Here is a 19101-nt window from a genome sequence, read left to right on the forward strand (position 1 = left end):
ATGACACAGAACCAACATCCGCCCCTGCTGCGTGTCGAAGGCCTCGGCAAGACCTTTGCCATGTTCCATCTCGACAGCATGCTGCACGCCTTCGAGGGCATCAGTTTTGATCTGCATGCTGGCGAATTCCTGCTGCTCAAGGGCCGCAATGGTGCCGGCAAGTCGACGCTGCTGCGCACGCTGTGGCGCAGCTATCTGCCGGTGGCGGGCCATATCTGGTACCAGTCAAAGCTAGGCACGATCGATCTGGCGCGCGCCGCGGATGTCGATATCGCGCTGCTGCGGCGGCAGGAAATCGGCTTCGTGACGCAGTTCCTCAATGCCCGCCCACGGGTGGCGGCGCAGGATATCGTGGCCGAACCGCTGCGGCTGGCCGGCTATGCGCCCGATGACGCCTTGGAGCAGGCGCGGCACTGGCTGGGCGAATTCGGCGTGCGGCCAGAACTGTGGCGCGCCTATCCCAGCACGTTTTCCGGTGGCGAGCAGCAGAAGGTCAACCTGGCAAGGGCACTGATCCTGCCGCAGCGGCTGCTGCTGCTGGATGAACCCACCGCCTCGCTCGATGTCGGGGCGCGCCGGGCACTGGTGCGCCGGCTGGGCGATCTCAAGGCCGCGGGCGTTGCCATTGTCGGGGTGTTTCATCACCCCGGCGACGTTGCCGATCTCATCGATCGCGAGATTGATCTCGCGACCCATCCCGTTCCTGCTGCAAGCGAGCTGACCCATGTGGCTGTCTGATTTCCGTATCGTCCTGGCCGACCGCGTCATCGAGCGGGGAGCCCTGCGCATCGAGGGTGGGCAGATCGCCGAAATCGGCGAGGCGCCGGTGGCCAATGCCGATATCGAGGGCAATGGCCTGATCCTGATGGCGGGCATGATCGACATGCATGGCGACATGATCGAGCGCGAGGTGGAGCCCCGCCCGAATGTGCGCATGCCGATGGAACTGGGTCTGCGCGACCTCGATCGCCGGCTGGCCAATTCGGGCATCACCACGGCCTATGCCGCCGTGTCGTTCAGCCCCGGCTCCACCTATGGGCACATGCGGTCCTATGACTTCACCAGTCAGATGATCCGCGCGTTGCGCACGTATTCTCAGCACCTGCTGGTCGATCATCGCGTGCATGCCCGCTTTGAAGTGACCTTTCCGGCCGCCCTGTCGGTGGTCAAGGAACTGATCGCGGAGGGGTCGGTGGATCTCATCTCGCTGTGCGATCACACGCCGGGACAGGGGCAATATCGCGATCTCGCCAAGCAGGCGGAAATGGCGGCCAAGGCCAAGGGCATATCGCTCGAACAGGCTGCCGAAAACCTGCAGCAGCGCATTCGCGAGCGGCGGGAATCGGCGGGAGACCTGACCGAGACGCTGCGCGCCATTGCGCAATATTGCGCGTTGCACGGCGTGCCGCTGGCAAGCCACGACGACGATACGGTGGAAAAGGTGGCCCTGATGCAGGGCCTGGGCGCCAATATCAGCGAATTTCCTGTGACGATCGAGGCGGCGCAGGAGGCCCGGCGTCGCGGCATGCTCAATGCCATGGGCGCCCCCAATGCGCTGCGCGGCACGTCCTATTCCGGCAACCTGTCGGCCCGCGACGTGCATGCCGCGGGTCTGCTTGATCTGCTGGCGGCCGACTACCATCCCTCCGCCATGCTGCCGGCCGTGCTGGTGCTGGCCAAGACCGATCCGATGGGACTGGCGGGGGCGGCTCGACTGGTCACCCTCAATCCGGCGCGGTCGCTGGGCCTTGAGGATCGCGGGGAAATCCGCGCCGGGCTTCGCGCCGACCTCATCATTGCCGACGATAGCGGGGTGGGCCATGTGCGCAGCGTGCTGAGCAAGGGCCGGGTGATCTACTCCGACGGCTCCATTGCCGCGCACCGGGCCGCAAACGTCACGAGCATGTCATTCGGATGAGTTAACGCTGTCATGTGAGGTCGCTAGAACCGGATCATGGACTGGTCCAGTCCGGGGAACGATCAACGGGTGGAGGATAGGCGGTGCTAGAGCTTCGCAAGATCACCAAGGCCTTCGGCGAAACCATCGCCGTCAACAACGTGTCGCTGAGCTTCGAACCCGGCCAGATGGTGGGGATTATCGGACGGTCGGGGGCAGGCAAATCCACCCTGCTTCGCCTGATCAATCGCCTGGCCACTTCAGGCAGTGGCGATATTGTCTTCGAGGGCGCCAATGTTACCGCGCTTTCGGGCAAGGCCCTACGCGAATGGCGTGCCCGCTGCGCGATGATTTTCCAGCAGTTCAATCTGGTGAACCGGCTTGATGTGCTGACTAATGTCCTGATCGGCCGCATCGGCTATCTCGGCACCATGCCGGTCATGTTCAAGCACTTTTCTGCCGCCGACCGTGCCGCCGCGGCGCTGGCACTCGACCGCCTGGACCTGCTGCCGCAGGCGCTGCAAAGGGCCGATACGCTGTCCGGCGGGCAGCAGCAGCGCGTGGCCATTGCCCGTGCCCTGATCCAGAATCCCAAGCTGATACTCGCCGATGAGCCCATCGCATCGCTTGATCCGCGCAATGCGCGGCTGGTCATGGAGGCCCTGCGCACCATCAACCAGCAGGACAAGATGACCATTATCTGCAACCTGCATACGCTGGATGCGGCCCGCGCCTATTGTGACCGCATCGTCGGCATGGCCCAGGGGCATGTCGTCTTCGACGGTCCTCCCGCCCAACTCACATCCCGCGTGATCCAGCAGATCTATGGCGGGGATGCGGAAAGCGCCGTGGACGAGAGCCTGACCTCGACCATGGGCGCCGTCTACGCGCCGGCAAAACCCGTCGTGCAACCCGAAATGGCCGACGCGATCTAACGTCGACCAAACCCAGTCCCAACACCGGAGCCATCGCTATGTTTACCCTCGTGCGCCGCAGCATTGCGGCCGTACTGATCTCGGCCGCCCTCGTTTCCGTCGCCGTCGCCCAGGATTGGCGCGAGCAGTTCCCCGAGTTGACCATCGGTATCTCCTCCAGCGAGAACGAAACCGACGCCATTGCCCGCACCCAGCCCTATGCCGACTACCTGAGCGCCGAGCTCGGCGTACCGGTCAAGATCGTGCGCGGTACAGACTATGCCGCCGTCATCGAGGCCATGCGTTCGGGCCATGTCCAGTTCGCCTCGGTCGGTCCGGCCGCCTATGCCCTGGCCCGCAAGGTGATGGGCGAGGACATTGCCCCGGTCGCCGTCACTCTCGATAACGAAGGCAATCTGGGCTATCACTCGGTGATCGCCGTGCGCGCCGACAGCGACTACCAGACGCTGGAAGATATCAAGGGCAAGTCGTTTGCCTTTGCCGATCCGAACTCGACCTCGGGCTATGCCGTTCCGTCCTACTATCTGGCGACCGAACTCAACTCCAGCGCCGACGAGTATTTCAGCGAAGTCGCTTTCTCGGGTGGCCATGAGCAGAGCGTCATGGCGCTCGTCAACGGCACGTTCGAGGCCGTCGCCACCCATTGGCGCAATGAAGAAGCCGGCAATATCCAGAACATGGAAAAGAAGGGCCTGATCCCCGCCGGCTCGACCCGCATCATCTGGACCTCGCCCATCATCCCCAACACTCCCGTGATGATGCTGACCACCCTGCCGCAGGAACTGCAGGACGCCTTCAAGACGGCGCTGCTCGCCTTCCCGGAAAAGAACCCGGAGGGTTTCGCCACCTACACCAATGGCACCTCCAGCGGCTATGTCGAAGCCAAGCACGAAGACTACCTCGACGTGGTCGCCATCACCGAGTTCAACGCGCAGGAACGTCGTCGCACCGGCGGCAACTGATCGGACGCGCACCCTTCGGCGCGCGGCATCCGCGCGCCGGTTCCTCCGGCGACAAGGACAGTCCGACATGACCACGATAGGACATTCAGAGAGTGGCTTTGCTGCCGGCCGGCCGCAGCGGCTGGTCGCATTCGAGCAGCGCTTCGCTGCGGAACGCCGCCGCAAGCGGCTGTGGACCTTGCTGCAGCTCGGCCTGTTTGCCATTGCCCTGGCCGGCTCGATCGCCGTCAGCGATTTCAACCTGAACGGCTTGATGAACGGCCTGCCAAAGGCCTGGAACTACATTGTCGGAACCTTGCCAACCCTCTCGATCGAGACGCTCGGCGCCGATCTTGCCGACTGGTATTGGGGGCTGCGCTTCTGGCTGCGCCTTCTGGTCGAAACCATCCTGATGGGATTTGTCGGCACCGTGCTCGGTGGCCTGGTCGCCTTGCTGCTGTATTTCCCGGCCTCGCGCAATCTGGTCGAGAATACGGGCATCTATTTTGCGGCACGGCGGAGCCTTGAATTCCTGCGCACCGTGCCGGAGCTGGTTTTTGCCCTCATCTTCGTCTTCGCCTTCGGGCTTGGCCCCTTTGCCGGCGTTCTGGCGATTGCGGTGCACACGGCTGGTTCGCTGGGCAAGCTGTTTGCCGAAGTGAACGAAAATGTCGATCCCCGCCCGATCGAGGGTGTCCGTGCCGCCGGCGGCAACTGGCCCATGCTGATGCGGCTGGGCGTGGTGCCCCAGGCATTGCCCAATTATGCCAGCTACCTGCTGCTGCGCTTCGAAATCAATGTGCGCGGCGCCTCCGCTCTCGGCATTGTCGGCGCCGGAGGCATCGGGCAGGAGCTCTATGTCGCCATCCGGCAGTTCGAATATACCGACATCTCGGCCATCATGCTTTTGCTGATCGCCACCACTTCCATCATCGACATCACCTGCGAGACGATCCGCCACCGGCTGATCGGGCAGGACATGCAGGCGGGGCACTGACATGAACACCATTAGCCACGGCGAAATGGCGCGCCTGCGCCGGACCAATCCGGAACTGTTTTCCACGCCGCTGATCACGCGGGTCAGGACCTGGGCTCTCTGGCTCGGATTTGTTGGCACTCTGGCCTACGGGCTGTGGTGGGTCGATGCCAATCCCATGCGGATCGTCAACGGTCTCAACAAGCTGGGGCTGCTGGTTAGCCTGATGATCCCGCCCCATCCTGGCGACGGCTTCTGGGACTATGTCCACGCCATGCTCGAAACGCTTGGCATGGCATTCCTCGGCACGATCATCGCCGCCGCGCTCGCCGTCCCGCTGGGCTTTCTCGGCGCCAAGAACGTCATGCCGAACTGGCTGTTCCACTTCGGGCTGCGTCGCATCTATGACGGTTTCCGCGGCATTGACGGGCTGGTCTGGGCGCTGATCTTCGTTTCCGCCGTCGGGCTGGGGCCGTTTGCCGGCGTGCTGGCCATTGCCGTGGGCGACTTGATGATCTTCGCCAAGCTCTTTGCCGAGGCCATCGAGAATGTCGAAACCAAGCAGGTGGAGGGCGTTCGCGCCGCTGGCGGCAATGACACCCATGTCATGCGGCTGGGCGTGTTTCCGCAGGTCCTGCCGGTGATGATGAGCCACGTGCTCTACTTCTTTGAGTCCAATGTCCGGTCGGCCACGATCCTGGGCATTGTGGGGGCGGGCGGCATCGGGCTGCAGCTGTCGGACCGCATGCGCATCAACAACTGGCAGGAAGCGGCCTTCATCATCCTGATGATCCTGGTTACCGTTGCCATCATCGACAACATCTCGCGCCGGATCCGGGCCAGGCTGATCGACGCGGCGCCGCAGGCGTGATCAGGCCGGAGCCACGCGGCTGAAGCGGTGCCAGATGGACCCGAAGCAGAGCGCACTCATTGCACCGGCGCCGGCCACCATCCACAGCGTGGCCGGCGTCGTTATGGCGCCCGCCACCACGGCGAAGACGACCGGGGCGAAGGATGACACGATCAATCGCGCCGAACTGATCGTCCCCAGGCGGCGGCCGTAGCCGACGCGCCCGAACAGGGCCAGCGGCAGGGTGCCGCTGACAATGCTAGACAGGCCCGAGCCCAGGCCGAACAGCAGGGCGAAAACCGCAGCACCAGGCAGCAGAGGGGCGGTGGTCACGAGGACAACCAAAGCCAGCGGCATGAGGCTTGCTGCCACGACGCCCAGGGCCGGCTGCGACAGGCCCCTGCCGAATTGCATGTTGATGAGGCGGCTCAGCACCTGGGCCGGGCCGAACAGCGTGGTGACGAAGACGCCGGCGGCCCCCAGGCCCAGCGAGGCGAGCATCGGGATCATGTGGACCAGCACGGCCGAGGACATGAATCCCAGCAAGGCAAAGCCGAGCAGCATGACGATCTGCGCCCATTGCTCCTGTCCGGGCGGCACCAGCGGTGCATCCTCGAGTGCCATGGTCGGTCCGGTGATGGCGCGGGCGCCCGCGTCCTGGCGCGCCAGCCAGGCATGCACGGGCACGCAGACGATAAGGGTCAGGGCGGCAAAGGCGAGGTAGATGTCGCGCCACGACAGGTATTCATGCAGCGTGGTGGTGAGTGGCCAGAAGATGGTCGAGGCGAAACCGGCAATCAGCGTCAGATGGGTGATGCTGCGCTGGGCGCCCTGACCGGCGATCTGCGCCAGCGCGGCAAAGGCCGTGGTATAAAGCACGAATCCGGAAGCCACCTCCATTGCGACAAGCCCGGCGACAAAGGCGATGCCATTGGGTGCCAGGGCGCAGGCCACCAGTGACAGGGCGGCCGCCAGCGAGCCCCAGACCATGACGCGGGCGGCGCCGAAGCGGTCGGCCCAGCTGCCTGAAATGGGCGCCATGAGGCCACCAGTCAACAGCGACCCGGACAGCACGCCATAGACCCATTCTTCCGACCAGCCAAAGTCCCGCGCCATGGCCGGGGCCAGGGCGCTGAAGCTGTAGTAGAGCGTGCCATAGCCAATGATCTGGGTCAGCCCCAGCGCCCAGATCACCAGGGCGGGCGCGCGCGGCTTTGCATATGCGGACATGGCGTTTCCGGTCAGGCGGGTTCGTGGCGGCGTGCCGGACTGGCTGTGGATGAGCCGCAGCCGCAGCCGGCCTCGCCTTCCGCCTTGGCAGCCTCGTCGGCGGCGCAGCAGGACGAGGCCGTGCTCGCCGGGCCGCCGCAACAGCTCGATGTCGCCTCGGCCGCGGGGACGCTGCAGACCCCCGTCTCGGGCAGGACAAGGTGGACCTGTCTTGCGGCGACAGGGTCGCCGGCCAGTTCGGCGACCACCGACCGCGCCTGCTCGTAGCCGGTTGCCATCAGGAAGGTCGGGGCCCTTCCATAGGATTTGGAGCCGACAATGAAAAAGCCGGGTTCGGGCTGGGTCAGCTCGACAACACCATGCGGGGGCACGGTGCCGCAGGAATGGAAATTGGGATCGATCAGCGGCGACAGCGCCGGGGGCGCTTCAGTTGCCGGATCAATGGCAACCCGGAGTTCGGACAGCATGGCGAGATCGGGGCGGAACCCGGTGGCGACGACAATGCGGTCAACCTGCAGGGTTACGGGTGTCTCTCCCAGCGTCCCAGTCACCGCCACGCCATCGCCGGATCCGCCGAGGCGTGTTGCCGCAAAGGGCGCCAGGATCTGCAGGCGCCCCGCGTCGATGGCTCGCTTGGCCGCGAGGCCAAGGGCGCCGCGCTCGGGCAGTTGATCGTTGAGGCCGCCGCCAAGCAGTTTTTCCAGGCGATTGCGGCGGAGGGCCCAGAGGACCTTCGTGGCTGGGTGCTGGTCCTGCAGGGTGAGCAGGGCGAGCGCCGTGTTGATGGCCGAATGGCCGCTGCCGACGACGAGCACGGTCCTGCCGGCATAGGCGTCGCGTTCGGCGCCCGCAACATCGGGAATGCCATAGGCGATGCGGTCGCGCAACTTGCCTTCGCCGGGCACAGGCAGGCCATCCACGCCCATGGGGTTGGGCTGGGTCCAGGTGCCGGAAGCGTCGATCACGGCGCGGGCCAGCGTTGCCTGTTCCTGACCCAAGGTGTCGGTCCAGCGCAGTTCGAAGGGCGCTGTGTCGCGGCCGGCATTGGATACCTTGTCGAGACCCTGCCGGGTGATCGCGGTCACCGTGGCGCCAAGATGGAGATGGGCGGCGATGGCCGGCAAGTCGGCCAGGGGCTGCAGGTAGCGGGCGACGATTTCGCCGCCGGTGGGCAGATCAGTGGCCGGAGGGGCAATCCAGCCGGAGGCCTCGAGCAGGCCGCGGGCGGCCGCATCGATGTTGTATTGCCAGGGCGAGAAGACCCGGACATGGGACCACTCCTGCAGCGATGCGCCAACGCTGGGACCACGCTCGAAGACGATGGGCGTCAGGCCCCTGGCGACGAGCTGTGCTGTGGCGGCGAGGCCAACCGGGCCGGCGCCGATGACGGCGATGGGCAGGTCGCGTTCGGTCATGGTTTCGATCCTTCTAGAATTTTCGAATAATAAGAGAAATAGCAGAGGTTCAGGCGGCCGCGTCGCTGGTCGCGCAGCCTGACGTATCGGCACAGCACTCATCGGCCAGATAGCCGATCAGGCCGTTCATGCTGGCATAGTTGGCGCGGCAGATCAGCGTGGTGGCCTGCCGCTCCTGGCTGACCAGGTCGACCTCCACCAGCTTGCGAATGTGGTGGGAGAGGGTGGAGCCGGCAATGTCCAGCTTGAGCTGCAGCTTGCCGACAGCAAGGCCGCCTTCGCCCGCGCGGACCAGCGTGCGGTAGATGGTGAGTCGGGTCGTGTTGCCCAGGGCTTCCAACTGGGCGGCTGCTGTTTCGATGTTCATGGAAATAGCATAGCGGTCGCGCGCGACCTGTCAAATGCTATTTCGATAATTGTCGAAACTAGGACTTGGCGTCGGTTGGCGGGACGACGATGTCCTGTCCGACGGAGGGCGGCACGGTGCCGTTCCGCTCCGCCCGGTCGCGGTAAAGCGCAGCCCGGGCCAGCAGCATCAGGGTCACCGGCGTGGTGACTGAAACAAAGACCAGCAGCAGGACTTCATGGATTGCAGGGCGCTGGCCGGTCACCGAGAAATAGAGGATCGACGCGAGCAGCACGGCCACGGTGCCAAAGCTTGTGCCCAGGGTCGGCGCGTGGATGCGCTCGTAGAAGCTCTCGAAGCGGGCAAGGCCGATGCAACCGACCAGGGTCAGCAGCGCGCCGGCCAGGGACAGCAGGCCGACCACAATGGCGAGCCAGACCGGAATGTCCGTCATTCGATCACCTCGCCGCGCATGAGGAATTTGGCCAGGGCAACTGTGCTGACAAAGCCCAGGATGCCAATTACCAGCGCCACCTCGAAATAGACTGCCGTGCCGACGCGGATGCCGAACAGCACCAGCATGAGCATGGCCGCGACATAGAAGGCATCGAGCGCAAGGATGCGGTCCTGCGCGCGCGGACCACGGATCATGCGCGAGGCGGCGGCAATCATGGCCAGCGCCAGCAGCACCTGCGACAGCAGCAGCGACCAATGCAGAATGGCAGCGCTCATTGGAAGATCTCCAGCAAAAGGCGCTCGTAGCGGTTCTTGATGGTGTCGATCCAGGCCTGCTCGTCGACAAGGTCGAGCACGTGGATAAGCACCACGCCGCGCAGCGAGTCATATTCCAGCCAGGCACTGCCGGGTGTGGCGGTGATGATGCAGGAAAGGATTGCCAGTGCCGTGCGATCGCGCAGGTCGAGGGGCACGGTCAGGAAGCCGGCGGTCTGTCCGTGGCGCCTGCCTTCGAGGACAATGCGGGCCACGGCGACGTTGGAGCGGAACACGTCGACGGTCACGAAGTAGATCAGCTTGATGATGCTGGCAGGATTGCGGATGCGGGGGCGCTCGGGCTGCAGCGCGGCAAGGCCCCGGCTGGCGAAGATGGCGATGATGCTTCCCAGGATGATCTGGCCGGGCGCGAGCGACTGCTGCAGCAGGAGCCACATGGCGAGCAGGGCAAGCGTGAGCACTGGGAAGGGCAGGACGCGCCTCATGGCGTGACCTCCCCCGGCCCGACGATGAGGGGCGTCGCCAGGACGTCACCGATATGGCCGGCCGGGGCATAGAGCGACGCGGCCATGGCTTGCATGTAGTCCATGGCCGGGCCAGCCATGACGGTAAGGGCAATGGTCAGCGCCAGCAGCAGCAGGACCGGCGCGATCTCGATGACCCGGACAGGCGCCGGCGTGTCCGACATGGTCACCCAGAAAGTATTGATGCCGGTGCGGGTCAAAGCGACCAGCGCGGCAAAGCCGGAGAAGATCAGCAGGCCCGAGAGCCACCAGGCCGAGGCGGTAATCGGAGCAGTGTTCTCAAGGCCGGCGGGGTTGAACATGGCCGAAATCATGGCGAATTTGGCGAGGAATCCGGCCAGCGGCGGCAGGCCGGCGAGCAGCAGCATGCAGAGCCCGAAGCTGATGCCCAGCACGGCCAGAGCGCCGGGAATAGCCAGCCCGACTTCTTCGTGCTCGGCCTCGTCATCATCGTCGCCATAGGCCTCAAGCGTGACGGCCAGGACATGCGCGCCTTCGATGCGAACCCGATCCAGCAATTCGACGAGCAGGAAGAAGGCGCTGATCGCCAGGGTGGAGACGAGGAGATAGTAGAGCGCGCCACCGGTGACCGCGGCATTGCCAAGGCCGATGGCGGCCAGCAGCGTGCCGGAGGAGACGAGGACGCAATAGCCTGCCAGGCGCGCCGTGGTCTGGGCCGCAAGGACGCCGATGGCGCCAAAGGCGATGGTGGCCATGCCCCCGAACAGCAGCAGGGTCTGGCCGAAGCCGGCCGACGCGCCGGCCTCGGCGCCGAAGGCGAGCGTCGACACCCGCAGCACGGCATAGACCCCGACCTTGGTCATGATGGCAAAGACGGCTGCCACAGGCGCCGTTGCCGCCGCATAGGTCGTCGGCAGCCAGAAGCCGAGCGGCCACATGCCGGCCTTGAGCAGGAAGGCGACGCCCAGAATGGCCGCCCCCGCTTCGAGCAGGCCGCGATCCATTTCCGGGATGGTGGCGACCCGGGCGGCGAGGTCGGCCATGTTGAGCGTCCCGGTGACGCCATAGATCAGCGCCGCGCCGATGAGGAAGAGGAATGAGGCGCCCAGGTTGACCGCGATATAGTGCAGCCCGGCCTTGACCCGCGCGACGCCGACGCCGTGCAGTGCCAGCCCGTAGGAGGCAGCCAGCATGACCTCGAAGAAGACGAAGAGGTTGAAGATGTCGCCGGTGAGGAAGGCGCCGTTGAGTCCCATGAGCAGGAACTGGAACAGGCTGTGAAAGCTCGGGCCCGCCGCGTGCCAGCGCGCCAGCGAATAGACCAGCGCCGAAGCACCCAGGATTGCCGTCAGCAGGACCATCATGGCGGACAGGCGATCGGCCACGAGGACGATGCCGAAGGGCACCGGCCAGTTGCCGATGGGGTAGGTGGCGACAGGCATGGCAGCAACGCCTTGCCCGGACGCCTCGGCCACGAGCAGAAATCCGACCACGACCAGAAGCAGGGTCGACAAGACGCTGATGAAGGCCTTGGTGGCGCGCCGCCGATCATTGAGCATCAGCAGCATGGCGCCGGTGGCCAGCGGCAGCAGAATGGGGAGGACGATCAGATGGTCGAATAGCGCTGCCATGTCAGGGTTGCTCGCGTCCATCGACATGGTCGGTGCCGGTCAGGCCCCGGGCGGCCAGCAGCACGACGAGAAACAGCGCCGTCATGGCAAAGCCGATGACGATGGCGGTCAGCACCAGGGCCTGGGGCACCGGGTCGGCATAAAGGCCGGGGTCTACCGGATCGTGGCCGATGACGGGGGCGCCGTCCACGGTGAGACGACCCATTGAGAAGATGTAGAGATTGACCGCGTAGGACAGCAGCGACAGCCCGATGATCACCTGAAAGGTGCGGGGACGCAGCATCAGATAGACGCCGCTTCCGCCCAGCACGCCGATACCAATGGCAAGGATGAGTTCCATCAGCGCAACTCCACCGGTGCATCGGGCGAGACTTCGGGTTCCTTGATCGGCGCCTGGCGTCGCCCGGCCTTGGGCGAACGCACCGACTGGTGTGCCAGGGCGATGAGGATCAGCACCGTCGCGCCAACAACCAGGCTGAAGACGCCGAGGTCGAACAGCAGCGCGCTGGCCAGCGGCACGCGGCCGATATAGGGCAGTTCGGCATATTGGAAGGCCGTGGTCATGAAGGGGTAGCCCAGCAGCTGGGAGGCGACGCCGACCACGAGCGCCAGCAGCAGTCCGGAGCCGATCCAGCGCAGGGGCAGGATGCGCAGGCGATCCTCCACCCAGCGGGTGCCGCCGGCCATATATTGCAGGATGAAGCCGATGGACATGACGATGCCAGCGGCAAAGCCGCCGCCCGGCTGGTCGTGCCCGCGCAGGAAGAGATACATTGCCAGCACGATGATGACCGGGAACATCCACTGCATGATCACGGCGGGGATCAGCAGATATTCGTTGACGGTGTCGCCCGGGTGGCGCTCCGGCGCGCGGGTGTCGAAGGCGTTCTGGATGCGCTGCTGCTCGGGCTTGGGGATCGACTCGCTGGCCGGTCGGAAGCGGCGCAGCACGGCGAAGACGGTCAGCGCCACGATCCCGAGCACGGTGATTTCGCCCAGCGTGTCGAAGGCGCGGAAATCCACCAGCATGACATTGACCACGTTGGTGCCGCCGCCCAGCGCATAGGCGTTTTCAAGGAAGAATTCCGAGATGCCTTCGGGAATGCCGCGCGTCATGACGGCATAGGACGCGATGCCCATGCCCAGGCCGGCGGCGCTGGCCAGCGCTACGTCGCGATAGCGACGGAAGCGGGCGCGCCGCACCAGCACCTGGTCGCGCAGGTCTTCTACGCGCTTGGGCAGCCAGCGCAGACCGAGCAGGATCAGTACGGTGGTGACGATCTCGACCAGCAATTGGGTGATGGCAAGGTCAGGGGCGGAGAACCAGACGAAAGTGATGCAGGAGACGATGCCGGTACCGCCAAGCAGCACCAGCGCCACGAGGCGGTGGAACTTGGCCTGGTGGGCTGCCGCTACGGCGCAGACGATGCCGACGCTCCAGAGCAGGGCGAAGGCCGGGTCGAAACCGGCAAGAGAGAGCTCGATACGGCCCAACCGTCCGATCATGACCGTGGCGGCGGTGCCCACTGCGAAGAGAAACAGCAGGAAGAGCTGGGGCTGCAGGCCGCGCGTGCCGAGCCTGGATTCGAGCCGCCGCGCCCATTTCGAGGTGACGATCAGCATGATGCGCTCGAAGATGCGCTGGCCCTTGAGCCGGCGCAGGATCGGCGGTCCTTCAATGCCCTTGGCCAGGTAGCCATGCAGCGCCCAGTAGAGCAGCACGCCACCCACCAGGGCGGTGATGCTCATGGCCAGCGCGTAGTTGAAACCGTGCCAGACAGAGAGGCTGTAATAGGGCGTATCGGGGCCGGTTACCGCCACGACCGCGGCGGCCAGATAGGGGCCGACGGTGATGCCCGGAATGATGCCGACGATCAGGCACAGCAGTACCAGGATTTCGATGGGCCGGCGCATCAGGGCCGGCGGTTCGTGTGGCACCTTGCTCAGGCCCTGCGGCCGCGGGCCGAAGAAGACGCCATGCACGAAGCGCAGCGAATAGACGACGGCGAACATGCTGCCCAGGGTCGCGCCAAGGGGCAGGGCGATGTTGACGAAGGGATTGGCATCGCGCTCGGCCGTTTCGGCAAAGAACATTTCCTTGGAGAGGAAGCCGTTGAGCAGCGGCACGCCCGCCATGGCGGCACTAGCCACCATGGCCAGGGTGGCGGTGAAGGGCATGAAGCGGAACAGGCCGCTCAGCTTGCGGATGTCGCGCGTACCGGTCTCGTGGTCGATGATGCCGGCGGCCATGAACAGCGAGGCCTTGAAGGTGGCGTGGTTGGCGATGTGGAAGATCGCCGCCACCGTGGCGAGCGGGCTCGACATGCCCAAGAGGGTGGTGATCAGTCCGAGATGGCTGATGGTCGAATAGGCCAGCAGCCCCTTCATGTCGGTCTGGAAGATGGCGGCATAGGCGCCAAAGATCAGCGTGGCGAGCCCGGCAAAGGTGACGATCCAGAACCACTCGTCGGTGCCCGCCATGACCGGCCAGAAGCGCACCAGCAGAAAAACGCCGGCCTTCACCATGGTGGCAGAGTGCAGATAAGCCGAAACCGGGGTGGGCGCCGCCATGGCGTGGGGCAGCCAGAAATGGAAGGGGAACTGCGCGCTCTTGGTCAGGGCGCCGAGCAGGATCAGCAGCAGCGCGGGCAGATAGAGCGCGTGCTCGCGGATAGTATCGCCGGAGGTCAGCACCACGTCGAGGTCGTAGCTGCCCACGATGTGGCCGATGATCAGCATGCCGACGAGCAGGCCGAGCCCGCCCAGGCCGGTCACGGTTAGGGCCATGCGCGCGCCATCGCGGGCCTGCGCCAGGTGAAACCAGTAGCCGATCAGCAGGAAGGAGGTGATCGAGGTCAGCTCCCAGAACACCACCAGCTGGATGATGTTGCCGGACATGACCAGGCCCAGCATCGAGCCCATGAAGGCCAGGAAGAAGGCAAAGAAGCGCGGCACCGGGTCCTTGGGCGACATGTAGTAGCGCGCATAGAGCACGACCAGAAACCCGACCCCCGTCACCAGCACGCCAAACAGCCAGGAAAAGCCATCGAGCCGCAGCACGAGGTTCAGCCCGAGCGCTGGGATCCAGGCAATCTCCTGACGCACGATGCCGCCATTGGCGATATGGGGAAACAGCCACATCATGGCTGCAAAGCCCGTCACGGCGATCGATCCGGCCAACCAGGCTTCCGCATTGCGTGCATTCGAGGGCAGGACGGCAGCCAGCAGGCTGGCTACGAACGGCAAGAGCAAAACAAGCGTGAGCAAGACGGGTGGCGTCATTATCGCGGCGGTGACCTTCCGATGATGGATTGTGGGCAGCGCGACCCTGGGAGAGAGCGGCTACCCGTTTTCATCTGTGCCACTGCTTTGCGCAACCCCGAATATCGCCGCGCGGCCGGAAAAGTTGAGCGCGCGTGCCGGGTTAAACCATGGCGCGGACCGTCTCGAGGAATTCGGCGTGTCCCAGGGCCTGCTGGGCAGCCGCCCGATACTCTCGGGCGAGGCTGTCATAGGCCTCGCGGGCGAATTGGCGCAGCTTGGGGTCGCGGTCCATTTCCTTGCGGGCCAGGGCCGGGTCGAGCAGGCCAAGCCCGGCCAGCACCGGGTAATGCAACTGGGTCTGGATATGGGGGAGGCCAAACAGGGTGTCGGGGAAATGCTCATGCCGGGGCATGTGGCTTTTCCAATAGGCCAGGCGCTCCCGGGTCTCGGGATGGATGCGGTTGGCGCGCACTTCGCGCCAGAAGGGGGTGTCGTCGCGCTCGACCATGTAGTGCGTGTTGACGAAAGTGCGGAAGTCATCGACCTGACGGCCGACGCGGGTGTTGTAGTCGTCGCGGTCAGCGGGCGTCATATCGGCGGGGTGCTTGAGATGACGGTCGGCGAACAGCATCATCTGCACGATGGTGCCATGTATCGAGGTGGATTCCAGCGGTTCGAGGAAGCTCGAGCTCAGCCCCACCGCCAGCACATTGCCGACCCAGGCGTTTTCCAGCCGGCCGATCTGGAAGCGGATATCGCTGCGCACCTCGATCTCGCGGCCGAGCACCCGCTCGACCTCGGCCTTGGCCTGTTCGGGCGTGCAGAATTCGTCGGAATAGACATAGCCGCAACCATAGCGGGTCTGGGTCGGGATCTGCCACATCCAGCCGGCATCCTGGGCCCAGGCGCGGGTGTAGTTGGCGATTTCCTCGCCCGGCTTGATATCGAGCCAGAACGGCAGTGCGCGGTTGACCGGCAGTTCATGGGCATAGGAAATCCACGGCGCCTGCATTTCTTTGACGATCAGCTGCTTGCGAAAGCCAGTGGCGTCGATGAAGAAATCGGCTTCCAGCTTCTGGCCATTGTCGAGTTCGAGCGCGGTGATGTCGCCGGTCTGCGGACTGCGATGCACGCCCGAGACCACGGCGTCGATGATGTCGACGCCCTTCGACTTGCTCGCGAAGAAGCGGCCGACCTTGGCCTGGTCGAAATGGTAGGCGTGGTGGAAGGGGCCGAGCGGGATCAGCGAACCATCCGCCTTGCGGGCATAGGGCGCCTTCTTCTGCTCGAGCAGAGGCCCGAACAGGTGCATGTCGGTGATCGGCCGGCCGGCGGCAATGGCGTAGACATTGAGATAATCCGACGGCGCGCCGGGCGGCGCCTGGATGACTTGGTGCGGATCGTCGATCGGGCCGTAATAGGTATAGCCCTTGCGGCGCCAGTCCTCGTGCCGGATGCCCAGCTTGAACGTTGCCTCGGTCTTGCGGAAGAACTCGAATTCGTCGATGCCGAAATGCTTGAGCAGGACGCGAAACGCGGCGGTGGTCGCCTCCCCCACGCCCACCGTGGGGATGCTGGATGGCTCGATGACGCTGATGCGGGCATTGATGCCCTTGCGGCGTGCCGAATCCTGAATGATGAAAGCCGCGATCCAGCCGGCGGTGCCCCCGCCGACGACCACGAAATGGGATTGCCGGGTCATGCGTCGTCTCCTCCGCGCAGGAGGCTAGTGGGCCGTCCGGAGGCGGGCAAGGGGCGGATGCACAATCTTAGGAAACCGAAAATCTCCGTGGCGATCCCGGTCAGCCGCCGGCGCCCTGATAGCGGCTGAGGGCATAGCGCCAATGGGCGATGGCGAGCAGCACGAGCAGCGGTCCCGCTAGCAGGGCGGCCGGTGCTGCAAGGCCGCCGAGCAGGGGCACGGGCTTGCCCAGCAGCACGGCCACCGGCACCGCGCTGATATAGGCGAGCGGCACCACGGTGAGCATCACCACCTGAATGCCGCCAGGGAAGATGTTGAGCGGATAGCGCGTCAGCTCCCAGAAGCCGAAGAAGATGGAAAACAGGTGATTGGAGCGGACCCAGATCAGCGCCGTGGCGCCGATCATGGTGATCACCGCGCCGGTCACCAGGGTGGCACTGAGCAAGCTACCGGCAAAGAACAGGGCATTGCCGATGGACCATTCCACCTGCGCTGCCAGCAGAGCCCAGATCAGCACGGGAACGGCGAGGATGATGTGGCCGGCATAGCCGATATTGAGGCCGGAAAAGATCAGATAGGCCCAGGTATTGACCGGTTTGGTGAGCAGGGCATCGAGCGTGCCCAGGCGCACCAGTTCCTCGAGATCGCGCAACTGGGTGAAGCTCACCGAAGCCCCCAGGGAATAGGCGAGCAGCTGGAAGGAAAACAGCAGCGCCAGTTGCGGCCAGTTCCACCCCCCGAGCAATTCGAACTTTTGCAGCAATATCCACATGCCGAGCAGAACGGCGCCATAGGAAATGATCTGCGCCAGCCGATCGAGCCAGAAGGCGCCGCGATACTCCATCTGCGACTTGATGAACATCTTGACCAGCAGCGGCAGGATGCCGAGGCGATGCAGCATGGTTCACCCTCCCTGCACGGTGATGCGCGAGGAGGCGCGATGCCAGAGCAGGGCCAGCACGGTGGCAAGCAGGCCCGCCCATGCCAGCCCGATCCCGAAATAGAGCAGCGTCGCACCCATATCCAGGCGACCCAGCCACACCGCGGATGGGTAGTAGACCAGCCAGGCGAGCGGCTGGTGGCTGGCAATGGTGCCGAAGGGCTCGGGGAAGAACCAGAAGGGTATGAGCAGGCCCGACAGCAGCGAGATCAGGCTCTGGAGCAGCCATTCCAGCGAAAAGACCGTCATCAGCCAGAAGGCCAGTACGCCGAAGATCGCGGCGCAGAGAAAGTGGATGATGAAACTCAGCGCGCAGAAGCCGACGAACATGAGGCCATGCAACAGGCTGGCCGGCGGCTGCATGCCGTAGATCAGCGCGACGATGGCGATGGTGGGCACGACGGCCAGCAGGAAGGTGTAGGCGGACATGCCGGCTTCGATGGCCAGCAGGTAGAGCGGGTAGTGCACCGGCTTGAGCAGCCAGATCGCCACATCGCCCGTCTTGAGCGCGTTGCCGACCTGACGGACGATGCGATCATAGCGCGTGGCGCCCATGACCACGCCGCCCAGCAGGGCATAGGTAATCATGTCGCTGATGCTTATGCCGTCGACGGCGGTGACGCCGGCATAGACCGCCAGCCAGATGGCGACACGGGCAAAGACCTGCACCAACTTGCCGAAAATATTGGCCCAGACCTCGTTGCGATAGGCGAGGCTGGTGAGAAAGCCGCTGCGGGCGAAGGCGGCATAGGCGATCATTGGGCGGCCGCGGCCGCGTTGCGGCGCTGGTAGAAGGTGCGGATGACCTCTTCGATATCGGGCTCGTGCAGCGCCACGTCCTTGAGGCCGCGCTCGCTGCCCACTTCGTTCAGCACCTGCACGAGCGACACATCCTCTCGTTCGAGCAGATAGTGCTTGAGCAGGCCTTCATCGCTGGTGAGCGTCGCGGTGCCGAGCGGCAGCGGGCCTGGATCGGTGGCAAATTCCAGCGTCAGCCGGCGGGCAGAGCCCAGCGCGGCGCGCAGCCGCCCAAGTTCGCCGTCAAAGATCAGCTTGCTGTGATCCACCATGATCAGCCGGGGACAGATGGTCTCGATATCCTGCAGGTCATGGGTGGTGAGGATGATGGTGACGCCGCGTTCGCGGTTGATCTCGGCGAGAAAGCGCCGCACCGCATCCTTGGCGACTACGTCGAGCCCAATGGTGGGTTCGTCGAGAAACAGGATCTTGGGATCATGCAGCAGGGACATGACGATTTCGGCGCGCATGCGCTGGCCCAGGCTGAGCTGGCGCACGGCGCGATCGAGGAACGGCGTCAGGTCGAGCAGGTCGCTGAAGCGCTTGAGATTGTCGGCATAGCGCGCGGCGGGAATGTCGTAGATGCGCTGGTGCAGGGTGAAGCTGTCGACCACCGGCAGGTCCCACCAGAGCTGGCTGCGCTGGCCGAAGACCACGCCGATCTGGCGCGCATTGGCCATGCGCTCCTGATGCGGCGTACGGCCAAGCACGGAAAGCGTCCCGGCGCTGGGCACCAGGATGCCGGTCATCATCTTGATCATGGTGGATTTGCCGGCGCCATTGGGGCCGAGATAGCCGACGGCCTCGCCGGCCGCGATGTCGAAGCTGACATCGGAGACGGCGGCGACTTCGGTATATTCGGTGGTCACCAGTGTCTTGAGGGCACCCAGCAGGCCGGGAAACCTCTTGTGCTGCCGGAAGCGCTTGGAAACGCCCCGTGCCTCGATCAGCGCCGTCAT

Annotated in this window: 19 protein-coding genes; 6 read left to right on the forward strand and 13 right to left on the reverse strand. The window is 64.9% G+C overall.

The window, feature by feature from the left end; translation table 11 throughout:
- The 6 genes from ACLI1C_RS17670 (at position 1) to phnE (ACLI1C_RS17695) (ending at position 5620) form a co-directional block, all read left to right on the forward strand.
- Entirely contained in the window at positions 1-738 is a 738-nt protein-coding gene (locus ACLI1C_RS17670; RefSeq protein ID WP_411398868.1) for a phosphonate C-P lyase system protein PhnL, read from the forward strand.
- A complete protein-coding gene (locus ACLI1C_RS17675; RefSeq protein WP_411398869.1) occupies positions 725-1918 on the forward strand; it encodes an alpha-D-ribose 1-methylphosphonate 5-triphosphate diphosphatase in 1194 nt (397 codons plus the stop codon). The genes ACLI1C_RS17670 and ACLI1C_RS17675 overlap by 14 nt, the downstream gene beginning before the upstream one ends.
- 83 nt (positions 1919-2001) lie before the next feature.
- Positions 2002-2832, forward strand: coding sequence for a phosphonate ABC transporter ATP-binding protein (gene phnC, locus ACLI1C_RS17680; protein WP_411398870.1), 831 nt, complete (start codon positions 2002-2004; stop codon positions 2830-2832).
- Between the two features lie 38 nt (positions 2833-2870).
- A complete protein-coding gene (gene phnD / locus ACLI1C_RS17685) occupies positions 2871-3794 on the forward strand; it encodes a phosphonate ABC transporter substrate-binding protein (protein ID WP_411398871.1) in 924 nt (307 codons plus the stop codon).
- A gap of 67 nt (positions 3795-3861) precedes the next feature.
- Entirely contained in the window at positions 3862-4770 is a 909-nt protein-coding gene (gene phnE / locus ACLI1C_RS17690; RefSeq protein WP_411398872.1) for a phosphonate ABC transporter, permease protein PhnE, read from the forward strand.
- A gap of 1 nt (position 4771) precedes the next feature.
- Positions 4772-5620, forward strand: coding sequence for a phosphonate ABC transporter, permease protein PhnE (gene phnE, locus ACLI1C_RS17695; RefSeq protein WP_411398873.1), 849 nt, complete (start codon positions 4772-4774; stop codon positions 5618-5620).
- Here the strand turns inward: phnE (ACLI1C_RS17695) and arsK are convergent, their stop codons facing one another.
- From arsK to ACLI1C_RS17760, 13 genes are all read right to left on the reverse strand, one after another.
- Positions 5621-6829 (reverse strand): arsenite efflux MFS transporter ArsK, encoded by a 1209-nt coding sequence (gene arsK, locus ACLI1C_RS17700; protein WP_411398874.1) that lies wholly within the window; start codon positions 6827-6829, stop codon positions 5621-5623.
- An 11-nt stretch (positions 6830-6840) separates the two neighbouring features.
- Positions 6841-8244 (reverse strand): NAD(P)-binding domain-containing protein, encoded by a 1404-nt coding sequence (locus tag ACLI1C_RS17705; RefSeq protein WP_411398875.1) that lies wholly within the window; start codon positions 8242-8244, stop codon positions 6841-6843.
- A 49-nt stretch (positions 8245-8293) separates the two neighbouring features.
- Positions 8294-8611 carry an ArsR/SmtB family transcription factor gene (locus ACLI1C_RS17710; protein ID WP_411398876.1) on the reverse strand — a complete coding sequence of 106 codons (318 nt, stop codon included), beginning with the start codon at positions 8609-8611 and terminating at the stop codon, positions 8294-8296.
- Positions 8612-8669: 58 nt separating this feature from the next.
- Positions 8670-9044, reverse strand: coding sequence for a monovalent cation/H(+) antiporter subunit G (gene mnhG / locus ACLI1C_RS17715; RefSeq protein WP_411398877.1), 375 nt, complete (start codon positions 9042-9044; stop codon positions 8670-8672).
- Positions 9041-9322 (reverse strand): K+/H+ antiporter subunit F, encoded by a 282-nt coding sequence (locus ACLI1C_RS17720; RefSeq protein WP_411398878.1) that lies wholly within the window; start codon positions 9320-9322, stop codon positions 9041-9043. Before ACLI1C_RS17720 ends, mnhG begins: the two co-directional genes overlap by 4 nt.
- Entirely contained in the window at positions 9319-9807 is a 489-nt protein-coding gene (locus tag ACLI1C_RS17725; protein ID WP_411398879.1) for a Na+/H+ antiporter subunit E, read from the reverse strand. The genes ACLI1C_RS17720 and ACLI1C_RS17725 overlap by 4 nt, the downstream gene beginning before the upstream one ends.
- A complete protein-coding gene (locus ACLI1C_RS17730) occupies positions 9804-11438 on the reverse strand; it encodes a monovalent cation/H+ antiporter subunit D (protein WP_411398880.1) in 1635 nt (544 codons plus the stop codon). The genes ACLI1C_RS17725 and ACLI1C_RS17730 overlap by 4 nt, the downstream gene beginning before the upstream one ends.
- A 1-nt stretch (position 11439) precedes the next feature.
- The gene (locus ACLI1C_RS17735) at positions 11440-11778 is read right to left on the reverse strand and encodes a Na+/H+ antiporter subunit C (RefSeq protein WP_411398881.1); all 339 of its coding nucleotides are present in this window, start codon (positions 11776-11778) and stop codon (positions 11440-11442) included.
- The gene (locus ACLI1C_RS17740) at positions 11778-14720 is read right to left on the reverse strand and encodes a monovalent cation/H+ antiporter subunit A (RefSeq protein ID WP_411398882.1); all 2943 of its coding nucleotides are present in this window, start codon (positions 14718-14720) and stop codon (positions 11778-11780) included. Before ACLI1C_RS17740 ends, ACLI1C_RS17735 begins: the two co-directional genes overlap by 1 nt.
- A 142-nt stretch (positions 14721-14862) precedes the next feature.
- Complete coding sequence (locus ACLI1C_RS17745; protein WP_411398883.1) at positions 14863-16404, reverse strand: tryptophan halogenase family protein; 1542 nt, start codon at positions 16402-16404, stop codon at positions 14863-14865.
- A 100-nt stretch (positions 16405-16504) separates the two neighbouring features.
- On the reverse strand, positions 16505-17305 hold the full coding sequence (locus ACLI1C_RS17750; RefSeq protein WP_411398884.1) for an ABC transporter permease: 801 nt from the start codon (positions 17303-17305) through the stop codon (positions 16505-16507).
- Positions 17306-17308: 3 nt separating this feature from the next.
- Positions 17309-18103 (reverse strand): ABC transporter permease, encoded by a 795-nt coding sequence (locus ACLI1C_RS17755; RefSeq protein ID WP_411398885.1) that lies wholly within the window; start codon positions 18101-18103, stop codon positions 17309-17311.
- Positions 18100-19101, reverse strand: a complete 1002-nt coding sequence (locus ACLI1C_RS17760) for an ATP-binding cassette domain-containing protein (protein WP_411398886.1) — start codon at positions 19099-19101, stop codon at positions 18100-18102. Before ACLI1C_RS17760 ends, ACLI1C_RS17755 begins: the two co-directional genes overlap by 4 nt.

Source organism: Devosia sp. XGJD_8 (assembly GCF_046614475.1).
Taxonomy (GTDB): Bacteria; Pseudomonadota; Alphaproteobacteria; order Rhizobiales; family Devosiaceae; genus Devosia.